Below are 19,687 nucleotides of genomic sequence, written 5' to 3'. Positions count from 1 at the left end.
TCCCAGCTTTCACTCAGGAAGGCGCGCCGTGCCGACCTCCACGACCAACCCCGCCGTCGGGGCCGTGCGCACCGCGCTCGGCGTCAGCGGAGCCCTCTCCCTCGTCATCGGTCTGCTCATCCTCATCTGGCCGGGACGCACCGCCGAGGTCGCCGTCGGCATCATCTCGATCTACGTGATCATCGCCGGTCTCGTGAACATCGCCATCGGCCTGTTCTGGCGCTCGGGATGGGCGCGCCTCGGCTACCTCGTGCTCGGCGTGCTGTTCATCGTCGCGGGCATCTTCTCGTTCGCCAACCTCTCGGCCACGACCGCGTGGTTCGCGGTCTTCATCGGCACCCTGGTCGGCATCCTCTGGATCATCGAGGGGGTCGTCTCGCTCACGACGGCCGGTCACCGGTCGAAGGCGCGGGCCTGGACGATCTTCTTCGCGATCGTCAGCATCCTCGCCGGCATCGTGCTGCTCTTCTCGCCGTTGCTCGGCGCGGTGACCCTGTTCCTGCTCATCGGCATCTCGCTCGTGATCCTGGGCGTGTTCCAGATCGTGCGGGCGATCCAGTTCGGCAAAGCCGTCTGATCTCGAACGAACAGGGCCCGGATGTCATCGCATCCGGGCCCTGTTCATGTCTCACCCCACCGGCAGGTGGCGGCTCCACCACTCGAGGACGGCGTCGAAACGCTGCACCCGGTGCTGCGGGCGCCCGGCGCGCGTGAGCTCGTGATCCTCGCCCGGGAAGACGAGCATCTCGGCCTCGACGCCGTTGCGCTTGAGCGCCGCGTAGTACCGCGTCGCCTGATCGAGCGGGCAGCGGTAGTCGAGTTCGGAGTGCAGCACGAGCGTGGGTGTGGCGACCTGGTCGACGACGGCCATGGGACTCTGCGCGGCCACGAGCACCGGGTCGGTGCCGACGTACTCGTCGCCGAAGAACGAGCCGATGTCGCTCGAGCCCGGGAAGGCGGCGGGGTCGAGGAATCCGCGCTCGACGATCGCTGCGGCGAAGCGGTGCTCGTGCGCGATGATCCACGCGGTCATGTACCCGCCGTACGAGCCGCCCATGACACCCACGCGATCCGCGTCGAGCCGCGGGTCGACGCCGACGACGCCGTCGAAGAAGTCCATGACGTCGAAGAAGTCGAGGGTGCCCATGCGGCGGCGGATCGAGCGACCGTGTGAGCGGCCGTAACCGGCGCTCCCCCGCGGGTTGCTGTAGACGACCGCGTATCCGGCGTCGACGAGCACCTGCGTCTCGTCGAACAGGTGCACGCCGTACGAGGCGTAGGGGCCGCCGTGGATCTGCAGGATGACCGGGAACGGTCCCTCGCCCTCGGGCACGGCCACCCAGCCGTGCACGGGATAACCGTCTCGACCGACGATCTCGTGCTCGACCGGGACGACGACCCCCGCCGCGCGAGCGGCCTGGCCGAACGCGGTGAGCGCCCGCACCTCCGGCCCCTCGATCACGACGAGCTCGCCGGAGGACTCGGGAGAGGCGACGGATGCCACGACCCGGCCCTGCGCGACGGCATGGCCGTTCACCTCGAGGTCGCCGCCGAGCACTTGCTCCACCCGCCCGTCGCGGGTCACACGCAAAAGCCGCAGGCGACCGCGCGTGCGGTCCTGCACGAGGATCTCGTCGCCGTCGAACGAGAGGTGACTGCCGACCTCGCCGAGGTCGACCGTCTCGGGGTCGGTGAGCGGACGCGGTCCGTCGGCCTCGAGGACGAAGAGCGCGACACCGGGCGCGACGAAGTCGATCCCCTCGTCGCCCACGTCGTTCGCGAGCACGAAGACCGCGCCGTCGGGCGCGACGTCGACCGTCGCCACCGAGAGGTTCTCGGACGAGCTCAGCACCTCGCGCTGCTCGCCGCTGTCTACCGCGACCGCGACCACCCGGTCGCGCAGGTCGCGCCGTGCGGTCTCGATCACGTCGGGGACGCTCAGCAACTCCGCGCCGTCGGCGGCCCAGACGACGCCGTTCCAGCTCGTCTCCCCGTGGGTGAGCTGCGTCGCGGGCTCGGCCACGACGCGTTTCTCGGGCGTCTCGAGGGACGGCGCCGGCGCGTAGAACGGCTCCACGTCGGTCGCGGGCACGTCGATGACGAACAGCTGCGCCGGCCGGTCGAGGTAGCCGAGCCCGTTGGCGTGCCAGCGAATGCCGGTGATCCGGCGCGGCGGCTCGGCGGCGGCATCCCGCCCTCGACCGTGCCGTAGCGGCCGGGTTCGGGCACGCGCGCCGTGAAGGCGAGCCGACCGCCGTCGGGCGAGAACGCCAGGGCGGTCACTCCCCCGGGCTGGTCGGTGACCTGCACGGGCTCACCCCCGGACGAGGCAACGACGAAGACCTGCGCGTGTCCCTTGTCGTCGGCGCGGAGGAACGCGATCGTCGCGTCGTCGGGAGACAGGTGGGGCGCCCGATCGGCGACCCCCCGCGTGAGGCGCCGGGGCGAGCCGGCGGGCACCTCGACCCGCCAGAGCTGCCCGACCGCGCGGTCGGCGGCAAGATCGGGGCGAGAGGTCGCGAAGACGGCGAACGCCCCCGAAGCGGCGATCGCGGGCCGACCGACCCCGATCAGTGTCTCGATGTCGGTCGGCCGCATGCTCACTCGCCTCCGAACGAACCCGTGTCTCCGACGAGGCGGGTGTTGTCGGCGGGCACCGGGTCGACCGCGGCGCGGGCCACCTCGGCGGCGAACTCCGACACGTTGTAGAGCTTGCCGGCGTCTTCGCGACGGGCCGAGATGGCACCGGGGTTCGCGCGCTCGAGCAGGGTCGCCGTGATGGTGCCCTCGATCATGTCGCCCGAGACGACGGTGAAGCCGATGCCGCGCTCCTCGAGAGCCGGGATCTTCTCGCGCAGGGCGTCCTCGCCGGCGCGCTTCGACAGGGCGACCGGCTCGTACTCGGGCATGGTCGGGGTGGTGCGGATGAAGTGCGCCTGGTGGCTGGTCACGAAGACGACGCGCGCGTCGTCCGTGAGCAGCGGCAGGGCGGTGTCGAGCACGTTGACCTGCGCGTCGCGGTTGAGCAGCAGCGCGTAGTCCTCGGCCATGCCCGACTCCATGCCGCCCGAGGCGTTGAGCACGAGGATGTCGAGACCGCCGAAGGTGCGCTCGACCTCGTCGAACATTGCCTTCACCGATTCGGGGTCGGTGAGGTCGGCGCCGACGACGAGGGCCTCGACGCCGAGCTCGCGCAGCTGCGTGGCGAGCTTCTCGGCGCGGGGCGCCTTGTTGCGGAAGTTGATGACGACGTTCGCGCCGGCCTCGGCGAAGTAGCGGACAGTGTCGGCACCGATGCCGCGCGACGAACCGGTGACGAGGGCGGTCTTGCCGCTCAGCGAGCCGGACGGGAGGGTCTGGGACACGGGAGTTCTCCTGACGATTCTGGATCAGCCCCCAGCCTATCGAGCGGGATGCCGCGACCTCGGGGCGACGGCGCCTGTGGGGAGGATGAGAACCGGCCCCGGTGTCGGTGCCCAGTGCTACGTTCGGGCCAGGAGGCACGAAATGGACGTTCTCTCCATCGTCGAGATGTGGGCCTGGATCGGCTGGATCCTGCTCATCCTCGTCTTCCTCGTGTGCGAGATGCTCACCGGCGAGTTGACGTTCCTGATGGTCGCGGTGGGGAGCCTCGTCGGCCTCGTCTCCGACCTGCTGGGCGCACCGCTCTGGCTGCAGATCATCGTCGCGGCCGTCGCTTCGGTCGCGCTCCTGCTGTTCGTACGTCCGCCCCTGCTGCAACGACTGCACCGCGACGCAGACCCCCGACCCTCCAATGTCGAGGCGCTACTGGGTCTCGAGGGCCTGGTCCTGTCGCGGATGTCGGCGTCGGTCCCCGGGCAGGTCAAGCTCTCGAACGGCGACGTGTGGACCGCGCGCGCCGAGACCGACACCCGGATCGACCCCGCCACGCGCATCGAGGTCGTCCGTATCGACGGCGCCACCGCCGTCGTCCGCGCGCGAAGCCAGGAGGCGACATCATGAACGATCTGATCCCCGTCACGATCGGGTGGGTCCTCGCGGCCGTGGTGGTGATCTTCGTCGTCGTGGTGCTGTTCCGCGCGATCCGGATCATCCCGCAGGCCCGCGCCGGGGTGGTCGAGCGACTCGGCCGCTACCACAAGACGCTCAGCCCGGGCCTGAACCTCGTCGTTCCCCTCGTCGACCGCGTGCGACCCCTGATCGACATGCGCGAGCAGGTCGTGTCGTTCCCCCCTCAGCCGGTCATCACCGAGGACAACCTGGTCGTCTCGATCGACACGGTCGTGTACTTCCAGGTCACCGACGCCCGGGCCGCGACCTACGAGATCGCCAACTACCTCGGCGCCGTCGAGCAACTGACGACCACGACCCTGCGCAACGTCGTGGGCGGCCTCAACCTCGAGCAGGCGCTCACCAGCCGGGACAACATCAACGGCCAATTGCGCGTCGTCCTCGACGAGGCCACGGGAAAATGGGGCATTCGGGTGGGACGCGTCGAGCTCAAGGCGATCGATCCGCCCCTCTCGATCCAGGACTCGATGGAGAAGCAGATGAGAGCCGAACGCGATCGCCGCGCCGCGATCCTGACCGCCGAGGGGTCCAAGCAGTCGCAGATCCTCGAGGCCGAGGGGCGCCGTCAGGCGGCGATCCTCGAGGCTGAGGGCGACAAGCAGGCGGCAGTTCTGCGCGCGCAGGGTGAGGCCGAGGCGATCCACTCGGTGTTCACGGCGATCCACGAGGGCCGGCCCGACGACAAGCTCCTCGCGTACCAGTACCTTCAGACGCTGCCGAAGATCAGCGACAGCTCGTCGAGCAAGCTGTGGATCATCCCGAGCGAGTTCACCGAGGCGCTGAAGGGCATCTCCGGCGCGTTCGTCTCGCGCTCGGGCGACGACTCCCCCGCCGCGGCGTCCCCGCCGAGCTCGGCTCCGTGATGACGCGGCATCCCTACCTCTCCCCGGACGCCCCGCGTGTGCTCGCCCACCGCGGTCTGGTGACGGCGGATGCCGCCGCGCACGGGGTGGCCGAGAACTCCTTCGCCGCGGTGGCCGAGGCGCACGCCGCCGGAGCCGACTACGTCGAGTCGGACTGCCACCTCACCGCCGACGGTGAGGTCGTGCTGTTCCACGACGACGACCTGCGGCGGGTCGCCGATGATCCGCGGGCCATCGCCGACGTCCGCCTGCACGAGATCGAAGAGCTGATGTCGGAGCGCGGGGGGCTCATCACGCTGGTCCAGGCCCTCGAGTCCTTCCCCGACGTGCGCTTCAACCTCGATGTGAAGGCCGCGGCCGCAGCGGGCGAGGTCGGCCGCCTCGTCGCCCCGCATGCCGAGCGCGTCCTGGTCACGAGTTTCTCCGACGAGCGTCGGCGCGATGCCCTCGCCGCCGCGCGGGCCGCGGGGGCGAGAATGCGTCCGGCCACCTCGCCCGGGTCGGCGACGATCGTCCGCCTTCTCGCCGCTCGCGCGCTGCACCGGACCCGCCTGGTCCGTTCTCTCCTGAGCGAGGTCGACGCCCTGCAGATCCCCGAGCGCCAGGGGCCGATCCCCGTGATCACGCACGGGTTGCTGCGAGACGCGCACGCCGCCGGTGTCGAGGTGCACGTGTGGACCGTGAACGACGAAGACGACATGTCCCGGCTGCTCGACCTCGGCGTGGACGGCCTCGTCACCGACCGCGCCGACGCGGCCATCGCGCTGGTGAACACACGGGGAACAGCGGCTGTCTGAGCATCCACTGTGAAACTCGTCAGGACGCGCGGAGTTCGAATAAAGCGCACAGGTGCGAACGTTATACATGGGGACCGACGAGAGGACCACAAAATGGCAGACCGCAGTCTCCGCGGCATCCGACTCGGCGCCCAAAGCCTCCAGAGCGAAGACGGCGTCGTGTTCCACGACCGTGCACAACACACCTACTCCTGCAGCACCTGCGGACGCGACACCGTCCTGACCTTCGCTGCTGACGCCGAGGTTCCCGACGCTTGGGAGTGCCGCACCTGCGGTGCCGAGGCGCTTCTTCGCATCGGCGACGGCACGGCGACCGTCGACCACAGCGCCGACAAGGCCGCACGTACGCACTGGGACATGCTTCTGGAGCGTCGCACCATCCCCGAGCTCGAGGAACTCCTCGAGGAGCGCCTCGCGTTCGTCCGCGCTCGTCGCGGCGCGGGGAACGAGAAGCTCAGCGCCTGACGCTGACCCGCTGATTCAGACGCCGGCCCCCTCGGGGGTCGGCGTCTTCTTCGTGCGTCCCGCCCGGGTCCCGGCGATCAGGCCGGCGGCGAGGAGAGCCGCGATGCCGCCCCATCCGAGGACGATCTTCACGGCCGGCCCGATCACGACCGCGGGGGTGAGCCCGGTGCGCAGCGGCACGTCGGTGAGCATGTGCCCGGCGGTGTCGGGCGGCAGGGAGTCGAGCGTCGACCCGTCCGGAGCGATCACCTGACTCGTGCCGACGGTCGACAGGTTGACCACCGCGCGGCCCGTCTCGATCGCGCGCATCTGCGCGAACGCGAGTTGCTGAAGGTTCTCGTCGGTGCCCCGGAAGTCCGCATTGTTCGTCTGGAACATGTAGACCTCGGCGCCTTCGTCAGCGCCGTCCCAGACGACGTCGTCGTAGATGACGTCGAAGCAGATCGCCAGGCCCACGCCGACCCCGTTGAGGTCTATCAGCGGAGGGGCGGTTCCGGGGGTGTACTCGCGGCCGATGAGACCGATGAGGTCGGGGGCGAACGGCTCCCAGAAGGACCGGTCGGGAACGTACTCGCCGAAGGGCACGGGATGCCGCTTGTCGTACGTCGTCCCCTCTTGCCCGGCCGCCGTCCACAGCAGCGACGAGTTGAACAACTCGGAGCCGCGCTCGGTGACCGCCGAGATCAGCAGCGGGGCGTCCATCCGCCGGGAGAGTTCGCCGAGCGCCGCCGCCGTCGCGGGGTTCGAGGTGGGGTCGGAGTCGACGCCGCCCTCGGGCCAGAGCAGCACGTCCATCCTCTGGCCGAACAGCGGGGCGGATGCCGCGAGCTGCGCGTTCAATACCGCGTTGCGCGTGCGCTGGTCGAAGTACCCCGCCGGACCGTTGCCCTGCACCGCGCCCACGCGGATCGAACCCGCGTCGGTGGTGGGGAACGCGGGCAACGCCACCAGCACGACGAGCACCGCCGCCGCGGGGACCGCGCCGGTCACACGACGGATGCGACCACGGCGCACGAACTCGACGGCCATCGCGCAGAAGAGCACGACGAGGAACGATAGCCCCGACATGCCCACCCACGACGCCACCTCGGCGAAGGGGCCGTTCACCTGCGAGACGCCGATGCGTCCCCACGGGAAGCCGCCGTAGGGCCACGAGCCGACGACCTGCTCGCGCAGGGTCCACAGCGCCGCGACGAGCGCGGGGAGCAACAGGAGCCTCCCCACGCGCCCCGGCGCGACGCGCGGCATCCACCGATAGGCCAGGGCGATCGGTGCCGCCAGAACGGCTGTCAGCAACGCCTCGAGGACGAACAGGGCCGCCCACGGGATGGGTCCGAGGTATCGAGCGGTGAAGAGCAGGTTGACCGAGAAGAACGCCACCCCGAAGAGGAACCCGATCAGCACGGCCGACCAGAACCGGCGGCCGATGAGGGTCACCAGGGCGAGCGCGACGGCGGGGAACGCCATCGGCCACCAGGCGAGCGCGGGGAACGCGGTGACGAGCAGCAGCCCCGCCACCACGGCGAGGGGCGCCGCGAAAGCGAGGCGCAGCGGAGGAGTCCCCGGCCCCGGGGGCGTCGTCACCGCGCTCATGCCGATGTGTAGGCCACGATGCCGCGGCGCACCGAGTCGAGCGCCGTCCGCGCGGTCTTGGCGAGCGGCGGTTCGGCGACCAGCGAGATCTGATCGAGCAGGTCGATCGTCTGCTTCGCCCAGCGCACGAAGTCACCGGCGGCCATGTCGGCGAGGGTCAGCACGCTGTCGAGCGGCAGGCCCTTCGCCCACGCGTGCATCGCCGGCGCGAGGCCCGAGGCGGGCGACTCCGAGCCCGGCAGCCGGTGATCGCGTTCGAGGTCGTCGAGCTCCTGCCAGAGCGTCTGCGTGGCGTCGAGGGCCCCGCGGAAGGCACCGCGGGGCAGACCGCGCTCCCCCGGGCCCGCTTCGTCGCGACGCGGTTCGTACACGAGGCAGCAAGCGAGGGCCGCAAGCGAGGGGGCGTCCAACCCCTCCCACAGTCCCTGACGGAGCGACTCGGCCACGAGCAGGTCGCGTTCGCCGTAGATGCGGCGCATCGTGCGCCCGGCACGCGTCAGCACCGTGGCACCGTCGTCTTCGATCGCGACGTACTCCAGCGCCGCGAGCACCTCGACCACGCGGTCGAAGACGCGCGCGACGGTGCCGGTGCGCTGGTCGATCTGATGGCGGGTCTTGTCGGTACTGCGCTTGAGCTTCCAGTAGCGCTCCGCCCAGCGGGCGTGGGCCTCGCGATCGGGGCACGACTGGCACGGGTGGCGCTGCATGCGCTTGCGCAGCGACTGGATCTGCTGCTGCCGCTCATCGCGCAGACGGCGGGGGGCCGTGGCATCCCGACGATTGATCTTCTCGAGATCGCTCAGCTCGCGGCGGATCGTGGAGTACTCGCGGAAGTCGCCGCGGTCGCACGTCATCGCCTTCTCGTAGCCGGCGAGCGACTCCTCGGCCTCTTTCACCTGACGGGCGAGGCCCACCACCGAACGGTCGGCCTGGAACTGCGCGAACGACGACTCGAGGATCTCGCGGGCGCGCGCCCGACCGAACTGGTCGATGAGGTTCACGGCCATGTTGTACGTGGGCCGGAAGCTCGAGTTCAGCGGGTAGGTGCGGCGCGAGGCGAGGGCTGCGACCGACTGCGGGTCGAGGCCCTCGGTGAACTGTACGACCGCGTGGCCTTCGACGTCGATGCCGCGACGACCGGCGCGACCGGTCAGCTGCGTGTACTCCCCCGACGTGATCGCGACGCGGGCCTCGCCGTTGAACTTCTCGAGCTTTTCGAGCACGACGGTCCGCGCCGGCATGTTGATGCCGAGGGCGAGCGTCTCGGTCGCGAACACGACCTTGACGAGCTTGCGGCGGAACAGCTCTTCGACGACCTCTTTGAACGCCGGCAGGAGACCCGCGTGGTGCGAAGCCATTCCGCGTTCGAGGTTGTCGCGCCACTCCCAGAAGTGGAGGACGGCGAGGTCTTCGTCCTTGAGGGTGAAGGTCAGCTCGTCGACGATCTGACGGATCTCGACGCGCTCCTCGGCGGAGGTCAGCCGCACGTTCGCGCGGCGCAGCTGCTGCACCGCGGCATCGCACCCGGCCCGGCTGAAGATGAAGAAGATCGCGGGCAGCAGGTGGTTGCGCTGCAGCAGCTCGACGACCTCGGGCCGGTCGATGCGCTCGATGCGCGGGCCCTGCTGGGCGCGCAGCGGCTTGTGACCGACGCGCCGCTGGTGAGCGTGGCGGGGGCCGCCCGCGTGACGCTGGGAGCGGTACTCCTGCGCGCGCCGGTTGTTCTCGTATCCCCCGGCGTTGCCGCCGCGGATGCGCAGCAGCTCCTGATTGACCTGCGCGGTGGCGACTCCGGCCCGGTCGTCGAACAGGGGCAGCAGATCGCCGCGTACGAGCACGTGCTGTTCGAGGGGAACCGGCCGGGTCTCCGACACGATCACCTCGGTGTCACCGCGCACGGTGTCGAGCCAGTCGCCGAACTCCTCGGCGTTCGACACGGTCGCCGACAGCGAGACGAGCTTCACCGACGGCGGAAGGTGGATGATCACTTCCTCCCACACCGCGCCGCGGAAGCGGTCGGCGAGGTAGTGCACCTCGTCCATCACGACGAATCGCAGACCGCGCAGGGCCGACGAGTCGGCGTACAGCATGTTGCGCAGCACCTCGGTGGTCATCACGACGATGCGCGCCGAGGAGTTGATGTTGGTGTCGCCCGTCAGCAGGCCGACCTCGTCGTCGCCGTACACCTCTTGCAGCTCGTGGAACTTCTGATTCGACAGCGCCTTGATGGGCGTGGTGTAGAACGCCTTGTCGCCGGGCTCGAGCATGGCGAGGTGGATCGCGAACTCGCCGACGATCGTCTTTCCGGCACCGGTGGGCGCGGCCACCAGCACGCTGCGGCCGTCCTCGAGGGCGTGGCATCCCGCGATCTGGAAGTCGTCGAGCTCGAAACGCTGCATCTCGGCGAAGTCCGCCGTGTGCGGGTGCGTGGAGCGGGCGGCGGCGCGAGCGAAACGCTCGGCCGGACTCGGTGAACTCACGCCGTGGGCCCCGACGGCATCTCGGCCGCGGCGAGACGACGGGCCTTGCGCCGGTCGAACAGCATCGAGACCCCGGCCGCCGCGAAGAACAGCACGGTGAGGATGCCGGCGAGCATCAGCATGCTGATGATGTCAGCCGCGGGGGTGGCCAGAGCCGAGAACAGGGTGGCGATGAGGATTGCCACGCGCCAGCCCTTGAGGATCGCCTTGCCGCTCATGATGCCCGCCACGTTGAGCGCGACGAGGAACACCGGCAGCACGAAGGCGACGCCGACGACGATCATCAGCTTGAAGACGAAGTCGTAGTAGTCGACCGCGTTGTAGAAGTTGACGCCGCCCTCGGGCGTGAAGCCCCACATCAGCTCGATCACGTGCGGGACGATCAGCAGGCCCACCCAGCAGCCCACGAAGAAGAGCGGGACGGCGGATGCCACGAACCCGACCGTGTAACGGATCTCTTTGCGCGTGAGCCCGGGCATGATGAACGCCCAGATCTGCCACAGCCACACCGGTGCCGAGAGGAAGATGCCGATCGAGAACGCGATGCGCATGCGCAGGTCGAACGCCGAGGTCACCGAGGTGAAGTTCAGCGCCGAGAAGTCGTCTCCGCGCCGCTCCGCGATGACGCGGATGGGCTCGGTGATGAGGTGGATGATCGGGTCGGTGATGATGAACGCGATCACCATGCCCACCACGAGGGCGAGCGCCGCGATCATGAGCCGCTTGCGCAGCTCGACCAGGTGCGCCCCGATCGACATGCGCTTGTCGCGCCGCGGCCCCTCGGGCACGTCGATGCGCGGCGGTCCTGCCGTCGCCACGGGTTAGACGGTGGGGTCGGTCGACCTGCGCGGCTCGGGAGCGACGGTCGGCGTGGTGCCGATGTCGGTGGCGCGCGGGGCTTCGGATGCGGCAGCGACCTCGTCGTCGCGCTTCATCTCCTTCATCTCACTCTTGAAGACTCGAGCCGACTGTCCCATGCTCTTGGCGAGCGCGGGGAGCTTGGCGGCACCGAAAAGAAGAAGGATGACAGCGAGAACGATGAGCAGGTGCCATCCGGTCAAACCCTGGAACATGAGGACTCCTCGTCTCGTTCGTGCGGTATCTCAGTCTAACCCTGGCGCTCGTCGTGCGCTCCGACGCGCGGGAACCCGGCGGGAACGGTCAGGATTCATGCGCGTACTGCGCGAGACCCGCGGCCGCCCACGCGGCGGCGGCCCGGCGGGCTCCGGCGGGTTCGACGAGCTCGACCTCTCCCCCGCGGCGCGCCGCGAGGCGCTTGAGACTTTGCTCGTCGGCGAGCCGGAGGGATGCCACGGCCCGGCCGTCGTCGGCGTCTTCGATCTCGGCGCGCTCGAGATAGTCGGCCAGCAGGGGCGCCACCTCTCGGGGGAAGCGGAAGCGCGCGACGACCTCGTCGTCCGCCGGGGCGAACAGCTCGGGCACGGGGTCGGCACCGTGCGCGGCCGGGATGTCGGTGACACGGGCGTCGCCGACGCGGTCGAGGTGGAAGGTGCGCACGGCCTGGCGCAGGTGATCCCAGCCCTGCAGGTACCACTGCCCGTTCGCGATGTGGACCTTGATGGGGTCGACCGTCCGGCTGATCGGCTCGGCACCCGGGGCGCGGTAGGTGAACGTGACCGCGACGCGCGAGCGCAGGGCCTGGTCGACCACGTCCCGGACGCCGTCGACCGGCCCGGGGGCGACGATCACCGCGGCCGGCGCGGTCGATGCGCCCCGCGCGAGCTTCGAGAGGAGCCCGGTAACGAGCTCGCTGTCACCGAAGCCGGGGAGACTGCGGGCCAGCTGCAGCCCGGCCAGAAGAGCGGCCGCCTCCCGCGCGGTCAGGCGCGGGGAGCGCTCGAGCCCCACGGTGTTCGTGATGGCGATGACGTCGTCGCGGTCGAGAAGGTCCCAGTCGATGTCGAAGAGGTCGTGCGGCAGCTGCCAGTACCCCTGCTCGCCGGGAAGGCCGATCACCGTGAGACGCTCGACCATCGCGCGCATCTGATCGGGGGCGACCTCGAACTCCGCGGCGGCCTCGGCCACCGACACCTCGCCCTTACCGAGCAGGTACGGCACGAGTTGGAGCAGGAGCGCGGCGCGATCCAGTGCGGCGACGGGGCGATCGGTGCTCACGCGACACCTCCGTGCAGGGCGAGGGTCGCCTCGAGCCGTCGGATGACCTCGGCGCGCAGGTCGGCGGGTTCGACCACCCGCACCTCGGGGCCGTACGAGGCGAGCTCGTCGGCGAAGACGTGGAGGTCGACGTAGGGCACACGGATTCCCTGGGGCGCCTGTTCGGCGCGGCGGTCCAGACGCAGGGCCGCCTCGGTGCCGGGGTGCACCTCGAGGAGGGCGCGCTGGCGTGTGGCGACGGCGCGTAGGCCCTCGAGGGCCCGTTCCCCGGCTCCTTCCCGCAGTTCCGCGGGAAAACCCTTGCGCGTGAGCGTCACCTCGCCGACGATCCGCGAGAGCAGGAACGTGCGGTCGGCGTCGACGTTCAGGTCGTAGCCGTAGACGTGCCACCGTGCCTCGTACTCGACGAGCGCGAGGGGCTGCACGCGGCGCTCGCGCGGTCGCGCCTCGCCGGGGCGCAGGTAGGTGAAGGTCACGACGCGGCACTGCTCGATCGCCCTCTGGAGAGCGGCGAACGACGCATCGCGGACGCGGATGCGCGGGGCGTAGCCGATGATCGGCTCGTCGACGGCGATGCCGAGTGCGCGGATCTTGCGCAGACCGCTGCGTGCGTCGGCGGAGAGTGACTCGCTCCCCCACACGCCGCCCGCGATGTTCAGCAGCGCCACCTCGGCGGGGCTGAAGGTGATGTCCTCGGGCAGCGCGTACTCGGCGGTCGGCACGCGATAGCGCGCCTCGCGGAGGTCGTCGGGGTCCGCGCGATTGCCGATCGTCTCGATCGGGACACCGAGGCCGCGCAGGCTCTCTTTGTCGCGTTCGAACATCTTCTCGAGCGCGTCCTTCGACGCACCCGCCTCGAGCTGCTCCCGGTAGCCGGCCACGGACGACAGGATCGTGTCCTTCGTCAGCCCCTGCTCGGTCGCCATCAGGGCGACGACGAGGTTCACCAGACGCTCCTCGGGAGCGCTGCGGGACACGGTGGCGGGCACCCGCCCATCCTAGGCGTCGAGCGACCGGCCGGAACGGCACGGGGCGCCACGCGACCCCCGAGAGCCCGCTCCGCGCGGACCGATCGGGGGATGCCGATCAGCCGACGGTGCCGAGGACGTCGATGACGTAGACCAGTGCCGAGTTCGCGGGAGCCTTGAGCACCTGCTGGTCCTGGGCGGTCTGGTCCGCGGGGACGACGATCAGCACCTGCGATCCGACCGTCGCGCCCTCGAGGGCCGAGGCGATCGCCGGCGGGAGCTGAGACACGGTCGCCTGGCCGGGCGCGCCGTTCTTCCAGGTCGAGGCGAAAGTGGTCGTGGCACCCCACGCGACGCCCTGGACGTGGATGACGACCGAGGAGTCGGCGGTCAGCACCTCGCCGTCGCCCTTCTTGATGGTCTGCGAACGCTGCTGCGTGGGAGCGTCGCCGGCGGGCATGACCACACCGGGCGTGCCGTCCGGAGCGCGGACGACCGAGGGCATGCCCGAGTCGGCGTTGTACTGGTCGGCACCGTCGGCCGCGGGGAGGAAGACCTTGCGCACGTCGAAGACGAAGACCGCTCCGTCGCCCTCGTTCACGCCGAGCGCCTGAGCGCCCTGGGCGCCGAGGTCGGAACCGGGGATGGCGACCGCGACACGCGAGCCCTCGGCCACGCAGTGCAGCAGCGGAGCGACGGCGGGGATGGCCTGCGTCAGGCGGGGCAGCGGCGTCGCCGACTTCACGTCGGACCCGTACGTGGTCGCCACGAGCTGCGAGCCGGTGGCGGCGTCGAGCACCGTCACGTCGACGAGCGAGAGCTGGTCGTCGCTCGTGATGCGCTGCCCGTCGCCCTCGATGAGGGTCTGGGTCCCGGCCGCCTCGGGCACGAAAGGAGAACGCACCGAGACCGTGGGGGCGGTGCCGAAATCACCGCTGGCGTCGACCACCGAGGCGATCGCACTGTCGGTGGGCGTCGGGCACGACGAGGCGGCGGATGCCGAGCACCCGACGAGGCCGAATCCGGCCAGGGCGGTCACGGCAACGAGAGCGGGGAGTCTGCGCACCGGATCAGTTTAGGCGGTCGAACGGGGCTCTTCCGACGAGGCGCCCGCGACGGACTGACGGACCCCCTCGGCGGACTTCTGCGCCTCGCGCACGCGCTTGCGCAGGTTCTTGTCGGTGATCTGGCGGTCGCCGACGGCACCGGGAGTCCACAGTTCGACGTCCTCGTCGCCGTAACTCGACTTCGAGGCGCGGCGCTTGACCTCGGGCGGGACGGCCCCCGGGGCGAGGCGGCGCGCGGTGATGAGGAAGCCCGTGTGAGCGACCATGCGGTGATCGGGGCGGACCGCGAGCCCTTCGACGTGCCACCCGCGGACCATGGTCTCGCTGGCATCCGGCTCGGTGAACAGTCCGGTGGCGCGGATGTACTCGGCGACACGGCTGAGCTGGGTGGCGGTGGCGATGTAGCAGAGCACCACGCCGCCGGGGGTCAGCGCGTCGGCCGCGGCGTCGATGCACTCCCAGGGCGCGAGCATGTCGAGCACGATGCGGTCGACCGAGGCCGGGGCCACGGCATCCGGGAGGCTCTCGACCAGATCGCCGACGACGACCTCCCACGTCGCGGGCATCTCGCCGTGGAACGTCTCGACGTTGGCGCGGGCGACGTCGGCGAACTCCTCGCGGCGCTCGAACGACAGCAGGCGACCGGCCGGACCGATCGCGCGCAGCAGCCACAGCGACAGCGCTCCGGAGCCGACACCGGCCTCCACGACCGTGGCCCCCGGGAAGATGTCGGCCTGCGCGAGGATCTGCGCGGCGTCCTTGGGGTAGACGATCGCGGCGCCGCGCGGCATCGACATGACGAAGTCGCGCAGCAGCGGGCGCACGGCCAGGTAGTCGTGACCGGAGCTGTTGGTCACCACGCTGCCGTCGGGCTGGCCGACCAGCAGCTCGTGCTTCAGCACGCCGTTGTGGGTGTGCAGTTCGCCCGCCTCGCGCAGGGTGATGGTGTGCATGCGGCCCTTGGGGCCGGTCAGCTGCACCCGGTCGCCGACCCGGAAGGGGCCGCTCAGGTGGGGGGTCTCGCTCATCGGGTGACTCGTGTCTCTTCGGGGTGGATCGGGGTGTGGGCGGCGTGGAGCGCCCGCAGGTCGGAGGTCGTGCGGCCCTCGAGGCTCGGCCACAGCGCGTGCGCCCCGAGCCCCTCGAGGGGCACCATGAGGGGCACGCCCAGCGACACGGCACCGCTCGCGAGGGCGGAGCGCAGACCGTTCGGCGAGTCCTCGATCGCCACGGTGTCGCGGATGTCGACGCCGAGCGCCGCGGCCGCCTGCAGGTACGGGTCGGGGTACGGCTTCGGGCGTTCGACGTCGTCGCCGGCGACCACGAGGTCGAAGGCCGGGAAGTCGACGAGCTCCACCACCGACAGCGCCATACGGCGCATCGACATCGTGACGAGGGCGGTCTTGACGCCCGAGGCGCGCAGATCGGCGAGGAGCTCGCGGGCACCGGGGCGGAACGGCACACCCGTCACGGCGAGCTGGCGCTGCACCTCGTCGGTCAGGTACGAGATGATCTCGTCGACGCCCCAGGGCACGCCCGCGTTCTGCAGCAGCCGGGCGGAGTCCTCGAGGGCCAGGCCGACCATCCCGAGCGCCTGCTCGTGCGACCAGGTCCCCCCGAAGCGCTCCACGAGCGGGGTCTCCGCGGCCATCCAGTACGGCTCGGTGTCAACGAGCGTGCCGTCCATGTCCCAGAGGACGGCGGCGGGAGCGGGGGAAGTCATCGCTCCATCCTATTGAGGGCCCGGAGCGCACCCGTCCGGCCCCCGTGCCGTTCGCCGGGCGGGACCGGCTCGCTCTCCGCGGGTGCGCCTATCCTGGAAGCCAGCCCCGACGGGGCAGAGGAGGTTGCGTGGACGCACTGGGTCGCCGGATCATCGTCGCCGCTTTCGACGGGTGGAACGATGCCGGAGAAGCCGCATCGGCGGCGGCATCGATGCTGCGCGCCGACGTGGAGTACGAGGTCGTCCACTCGGTGGACCCCGAGCTGTACTTCGATTACCAGTACACCCGCCCCCAGGTCGGATTGGATGCCGAGGGCCGCCGCACCCTCACCTGGCCCGAGGCCACGCTCCTGCGCCCCGTGAAACGCTCCGACGACGCCGAGATCTGGCTGCTGGTCGGGGTGGAGCCCGCGCGCGCCTGGCAGGCGTTCGCCGCCGAGTTCATCGACGTCGCCCTGCGCGAGGACGTCACGGGCTTCGTCGCCCTCGGATCGATGATGTCCGACGTCCCGCACACGCGCCCCATCTCGGTCTTCGCGGGTAGCGACAACGAGGGCGTGCGCCAGAGCCTGGGCCTCGAGCGGAGCCTGTACGAGGGGCCGGTCGGCATCCTGAGCGCCATCGGCCATGTCTCGGAGACCGTGGGCATCCCGACCGCGAGCCTCTGGGCGAGCGTTCCCCACTACGTCGCCGGGCACACCCCCTCGCCCAAGGCCACGCTCGCCCTGCTCGAGAAGCTCGAGTCGATCACCGGCATCGCGGTCCCGCGCGGAGACCTCGAGAACGAGTCGCGCCTGTGGGAGGCCTCGATCGACGCGGCCGCGGCCGACGACGACGAGATGAGCGAGTACATCCGTCAGCTCGAGCAGACCCGTGACACGTGGGACTCCCCCGAAGCCTCGGGGGACGCGATCGCCCAGGAGTTCGAGCGCTACCTGCGCCGCGGCGGCGACGGCCCCACCAAACCCGGACGCGACGACCCGCCCCGACGCTGAAGACTGCCCCGCCACCGACACGACGAAGGCGCCGCCCCGAACGGGACGGCGCCTTCGCGGCATCCGGGGTCAGCCGGTGATGGCCGAGTACGCCGGCAGCACGCCGAGGGTCAACAGCACCATGATGAGCACGCCGAGAGCGACGCGGTAGATCACGAAGGGCAGGAAGCTGCCGCGCTTGAGGTACTGCATGAGGAAGGCGATGACGACGTACCCGACGACGAACGCGATGATCGTCGCGATCGCGGTCTCACCCAGGCTGTACGGGCCGGTGCCCTCGTCGAAGCTCTTGTACAGCTCGAAGAAGCCGCTGGCGAAGACCGCCGGCACCGCGAGGAGGAACGAGTACTCCGCGGCCGCCGTGCGCTTGTACCCGAGGGCGCGACCGAGGGTCGTGGTCGCCCCCGAACGGGAGACGCCGGGGACGAGCGCGAGCGCCTGAGCGACACCGAAGGCGATGCCGTGCGGGTACGTCAGGTCGTCGAGGTCGCGACGGCGCTTTCCGTAGTGGTCGGCGAGGCCGAGCAGGATGCCGAAGACGATCAGCACCACCGCGGTGATCCACAGGCTCCGGAAGTTGTCGCGGATGAGGCTCTGCAGGAGCACACCCAGCAGCGCGATCGGCAGCGTGCCGATGATGACGAGCCACCCCATGCGGGCGTCGGGGTCGGTGCGCGGCACCTTTCCGGTGAGCGAGCCGAACCAGCGCGAGATGACGCGCACGATCTTCTTGCGGAAGTAGATCAGCACGGCGAGCTCGGTGCCGATCTGCGTGATCGCGGTGAAGGTCGCACCCGGGTCGGTCTTCGACGGGAGGAACTCTCCGACGATGCGGAGGTGGGCGCTGGAGGAGATGGGGAGGAACTCGGTCAGGCCCTGGACGAGCCCGAGGATGATGACCTCGAAGATGTGCATGCGGTCCTTCAGTACGTGCGGATGAGGTCGGCGAGAACTCGCTGACCGAAGGAGAGCGCGTCGATGGGGACGCGCTCGTCGACACCGTGGAACATTCCGGTGAAGTCGAGACCGGCGGGCAGACGCAGCGGTGCGAATCCGTAACCGGCGATGCCGAGGGTCGACAGCGCCTTGTTGTCGGTGCCCCCGCCCATGAGGTACGGCAGGACGGGCACGCCCGGGTCGTGACGGCCGAGCTGAGCGACCATGGCGTCGACCAGGTCGCCCGAGAACGGCACCTCGAGCCCGATGTCCTGGTGGACGATCTCGATCTCGATGTCGGGGCCGATGATGCGGCGGATGTCGGCCAACGCCGCCTGCTCGGTGCCGGGCAGCACCCGCACGTCGATGAGCGCCTCGGCACGATCGGGGATGACGTTGTGCTTGTACCCGGCGGTGAGACCGGTCGGGTTCGTCGTGGTGCGCAGGGTCGAGCGGATGAAACTGGATGCCGCGCCGGTGCGCAGGGCGAGCGCGTCGGGGTCGCCCGCGTCGTCACCGGTGATCTCGGCCAGACCCTCGAGGAGCTGGGCGGTCGTGTCGGTCAGGCGGATCGGCCACTCGGTGCGACCGAGGGCCGCGACGGCCTCGGCGAGCTTCGTGACGGCGTTGTCGGCGTGCAGGCCGCTGCCGTGGCCCGCACGGCCGCGGGCGACGAGCTTGATCCACACGAGAGCCTTCTCGCCCACCTGGAGCAGGTACGCGCGGCGGTCGCCGACGGCGATCGAGTACCCGCCGACCTCGCTGATGGCCTCGGTCGCGCCGGCGAACCACTCGGGCCGGTCGCGGATGACGAGCGCCGAGCCCTCGACGCCGCCGTTCTCCTCGTCGGCGAAGAACGTGACGATGATGTCGCGCTCGGGCTTCTCCCCCGCGCGGAGCACGTCGGCCACTGCGGTGAGGATCATGGCATCCATGTCCTTCATGTCCACCGCCCCACGACCCCACAGCACGCCGTCGCGGATCTCGCCGGCGAACGGATCGACGCTCCAATCGGCGGCGACGGCGGGAACCACGTCGAGGTGGCCGTGGAGGATCAGGGCGGGCTTGTCGGGATTACGACCCGGGATGCGGGCGCAGACGTTGGTGCGACGGTCGACGGGCTCGTAGTACTCGACCTCGAGACCGAGGGCTTCGAGGTACGCGCCGACGTACTGGGCCGCCTCGCGCTCGCCCTCGGCACGGCCCCCGCCGTAGTTCGAGGTGTCGAACCGGATGAGGTCGCGCGCGACGCGGGCGACCTCGGGGATGTCGGATTCGAGCTCGGGCATGCGCACTACGGTACCGGGGACGAGCGTCGCGGCCCGCCGCGCGTCGCCCCGAGACGCGCCCGGGAAACGGCACCGATTCGAGGCGGGGTCGGGAGCGTGGTAATGTCGTTCTTCGTTGCGAAAGCAGCAAAACACCCAGATGCGCGGGTGGCGGAATAGGTAGACGCGCTAGCTTGAGGTGCTAGTGCCCTTTAACGGGCGTGGGGGTTCAAGTCCCCCCTCGCGCACACACGAGGAAGACCCCCCGGGTTTATCCCGGGGGGTCTTCCTCATTTCTGCGCAGGGTCGGGCGTGCAACCCGTACAGGGTCGGGCCGGCGCCG

General features: G+C 70.4%; 18 protein-coding genes, 1 tRNA gene and 1 pseudogene. 7 read left to right on the top strand and 13 right to left on the bottom strand.

Going from position 1 to position 19,687, the window contains the following annotated elements; all coding sequences use genetic code 11:
* Positions 1–28: 28 nt before the first annotated feature.
* The gene (locus OVA26_RS09375; RefSeq protein ID WP_268103932.1) at positions 29–577 is read left to right on the top strand and encodes an HdeD family acid-resistance protein; all 549 of its coding nucleotides are present in this window, start codon (positions 29–31) and stop codon (positions 575–577) included.
* Positions 578–628: 51 nt separating this feature from the next.
* On the opposite strand, the pseudogene OVA26_RS09370 reads toward OVA26_RS09375, so the two are convergent.
* Together OVA26_RS09370 and OVA26_RS09365 are read right to left on the bottom strand one after the other, a co-directional pair.
* A pseudogene (locus tag OVA26_RS09370) lies at positions 629–2,598 on the bottom strand (S9 family peptidase).
* A 2-nt stretch (positions 2,599–2,600) separates the two neighbouring features.
* Complete coding sequence (locus OVA26_RS09365; RefSeq protein ID WP_268103931.1) at positions 2,601–3,365, bottom strand: SDR family oxidoreductase; 765 nt, start codon at positions 3,363–3,365, stop codon at positions 2,601–2,603.
* A gap of 142 nt (positions 3,366–3,507) precedes the next feature.
* Between OVA26_RS09365 and OVA26_RS09360 the strand changes: the two genes are divergently transcribed.
* From OVA26_RS09360 to OVA26_RS09345, 4 genes are all read left to right on the top strand, one after another.
* Positions 3,508–3,984 (top strand): NfeD family protein, encoded by a 477-nt coding sequence (locus OVA26_RS09360; protein ID WP_144784888.1) that lies wholly within the window; start codon positions 3,508–3,510, stop codon positions 3,982–3,984.
* Positions 3,981–4,916: an SPFH domain-containing protein gene (locus OVA26_RS09355; RefSeq protein ID WP_056231919.1), complete on the top strand. Its 936-nt coding sequence runs from the start codon at positions 3,981–3,983 to the stop codon at positions 4,914–4,916. The genes OVA26_RS09360 and OVA26_RS09355 overlap by 4 nt, the downstream gene beginning before the upstream one ends.
* Positions 4,916–5,713, top strand: coding sequence for a glycerophosphodiester phosphodiesterase family protein (locus OVA26_RS09350; protein WP_268103930.1), 798 nt, complete (start codon positions 4,916–4,918; stop codon positions 5,711–5,713). The genes OVA26_RS09355 and OVA26_RS09350 overlap by 1 nt, the downstream gene beginning before the upstream one ends.
* A gap of 93 nt (positions 5,714–5,806) precedes the next feature.
* Positions 5,807–6,178 (top strand): RNA polymerase-binding protein RbpA, encoded by a 372-nt coding sequence (locus OVA26_RS09345; protein ID WP_056231926.1) that lies wholly within the window; start codon positions 5,807–5,809, stop codon positions 6,176–6,178.
* Between the two features lie 15 nt (positions 6,179–6,193).
* Here the strand turns inward: OVA26_RS09345 and lnt are convergent, their stop codons facing one another.
* The 9 genes from lnt to OVA26_RS09300 all read right to left on the bottom strand — a co-directional run bounded on the left by lnt (position 6,194) and on the right by OVA26_RS09300 (position 16,145).
* Positions 6,194–7,771 carry an apolipoprotein N-acyltransferase gene (gene lnt / locus OVA26_RS09340; protein ID WP_268103929.1) on the bottom strand — a complete coding sequence of 526 codons (1,578 nt, stop codon included), beginning with the start codon at positions 7,769–7,771 and terminating at the stop codon, positions 6,194–6,196.
* A complete protein-coding gene (locus OVA26_RS09335; protein ID WP_268103928.1) occupies positions 7,768–10,251 on the bottom strand; it encodes a DEAD/DEAH box helicase in 2,484 nt (827 codons plus the stop codon). Before OVA26_RS09335 ends, lnt begins: the two co-directional genes overlap by 4 nt.
* A complete protein-coding gene (gene tatC, locus OVA26_RS09330; protein ID WP_056231938.1) occupies positions 10,248–11,009 on the bottom strand; it encodes a twin-arginine translocase subunit TatC in 762 nt (253 codons plus the stop codon). Before tatC ends, OVA26_RS09335 begins: the two co-directional genes overlap by 4 nt.
* Before the next feature lie 63 nt (positions 11,010–11,072).
* Entirely contained in the window at positions 11,073–11,324 is a 252-nt protein-coding gene (gene tatA, locus OVA26_RS09325; protein WP_056231943.1) for a Sec-independent protein translocase subunit TatA, read from the bottom strand.
* Positions 11,325–11,412: 88 nt separating this feature from the next.
* Positions 11,413–12,387 (bottom strand): WYL domain-containing protein, encoded by a 975-nt coding sequence (locus OVA26_RS09320; protein ID WP_268103927.1) that lies wholly within the window; start codon positions 12,385–12,387, stop codon positions 11,413–11,415.
* Positions 12,384–13,376, bottom strand: a complete 993-nt coding sequence (locus tag OVA26_RS09315; protein ID WP_268103926.1) for a helix-turn-helix transcriptional regulator — start codon at positions 13,374–13,376, stop codon at positions 12,384–12,386. The genes OVA26_RS09320 and OVA26_RS09315 overlap by 4 nt, the downstream gene beginning before the upstream one ends.
* A 97-nt stretch (positions 13,377–13,473) precedes the next feature.
* Positions 13,474–14,421 carry an FKBP-type peptidyl-prolyl cis-trans isomerase gene (locus OVA26_RS09310; protein ID WP_268103925.1) on the bottom strand — a complete coding sequence of 316 codons (948 nt, stop codon included), beginning with the start codon at positions 14,419–14,421 and terminating at the stop codon, positions 13,474–13,476.
* Between the two features lie 9 nt (positions 14,422–14,430).
* Positions 14,431–15,450 (bottom strand): tRNA (adenine-N1)-methyltransferase, encoded by a 1,020-nt coding sequence (locus OVA26_RS09305; RefSeq protein ID WP_268103924.1) that lies wholly within the window; start codon positions 15,448–15,450, stop codon positions 14,431–14,433.
* The gene (locus OVA26_RS09300) at positions 15,447–16,145 is read right to left on the bottom strand and encodes an HAD family hydrolase (protein ID WP_056231959.1); all 699 of its coding nucleotides are present in this window, start codon (positions 16,143–16,145) and stop codon (positions 15,447–15,449) included. Before OVA26_RS09300 ends, OVA26_RS09305 begins: the two co-directional genes overlap by 4 nt.
* A gap of 128 nt (positions 16,146–16,273) precedes the next feature.
* Between OVA26_RS09300 and OVA26_RS09295 the strand changes: the two genes are divergently transcribed.
* Positions 16,274–17,140 carry a PAC2 family protein gene (locus OVA26_RS09295; protein WP_056231963.1) on the top strand — a complete coding sequence of 289 codons (867 nt, stop codon included), beginning with the start codon at positions 16,274–16,276 and terminating at the stop codon, positions 17,138–17,140.
* A gap of 69 nt (positions 17,141–17,209) precedes the next feature.
* Here the strand turns inward: OVA26_RS09295 and OVA26_RS09290 are convergent, their stop codons facing one another.
* On the bottom strand, positions 17,210–18,055 hold the full coding sequence (locus tag OVA26_RS09290; RefSeq protein WP_268103923.1) for an undecaprenyl-diphosphate phosphatase: 846 nt from the start codon (positions 18,053–18,055) through the stop codon (positions 17,210–17,212).
* An 8-nt stretch (positions 18,056–18,063) separates the two neighbouring features.
* Positions 18,064–19,365 carry a M20/M25/M40 family metallo-hydrolase gene (locus tag OVA26_RS09285; protein WP_268103922.1) on the bottom strand — a complete coding sequence of 434 codons (1,302 nt, stop codon included), beginning with the start codon at positions 19,363–19,365 and terminating at the stop codon, positions 18,064–18,066.
* A 141-nt stretch (positions 19,366–19,506) separates the two neighbouring features.
* On the opposite strand from OVA26_RS09285, the gene OVA26_RS09280 reads away from it, so the two are divergent.
* Positions 19,507–19,592, top strand: a tRNA-Leu gene (locus OVA26_RS09280).
* The last annotated feature ends 95 nt before the right edge of the window (positions 19,593–19,687 follow it).

The sequence above is a fragment of the Microbacterium sp. SL62 genome, from assembly GCF_026672635.1.
Lineage (GTDB): Bacteria > Actinomycetota > Actinomycetes > Actinomycetales > Microbacteriaceae > Microbacterium > Microbacterium testaceum_A.
This window is presented reverse-complemented; position numbering and strand designations above follow the sequence as displayed.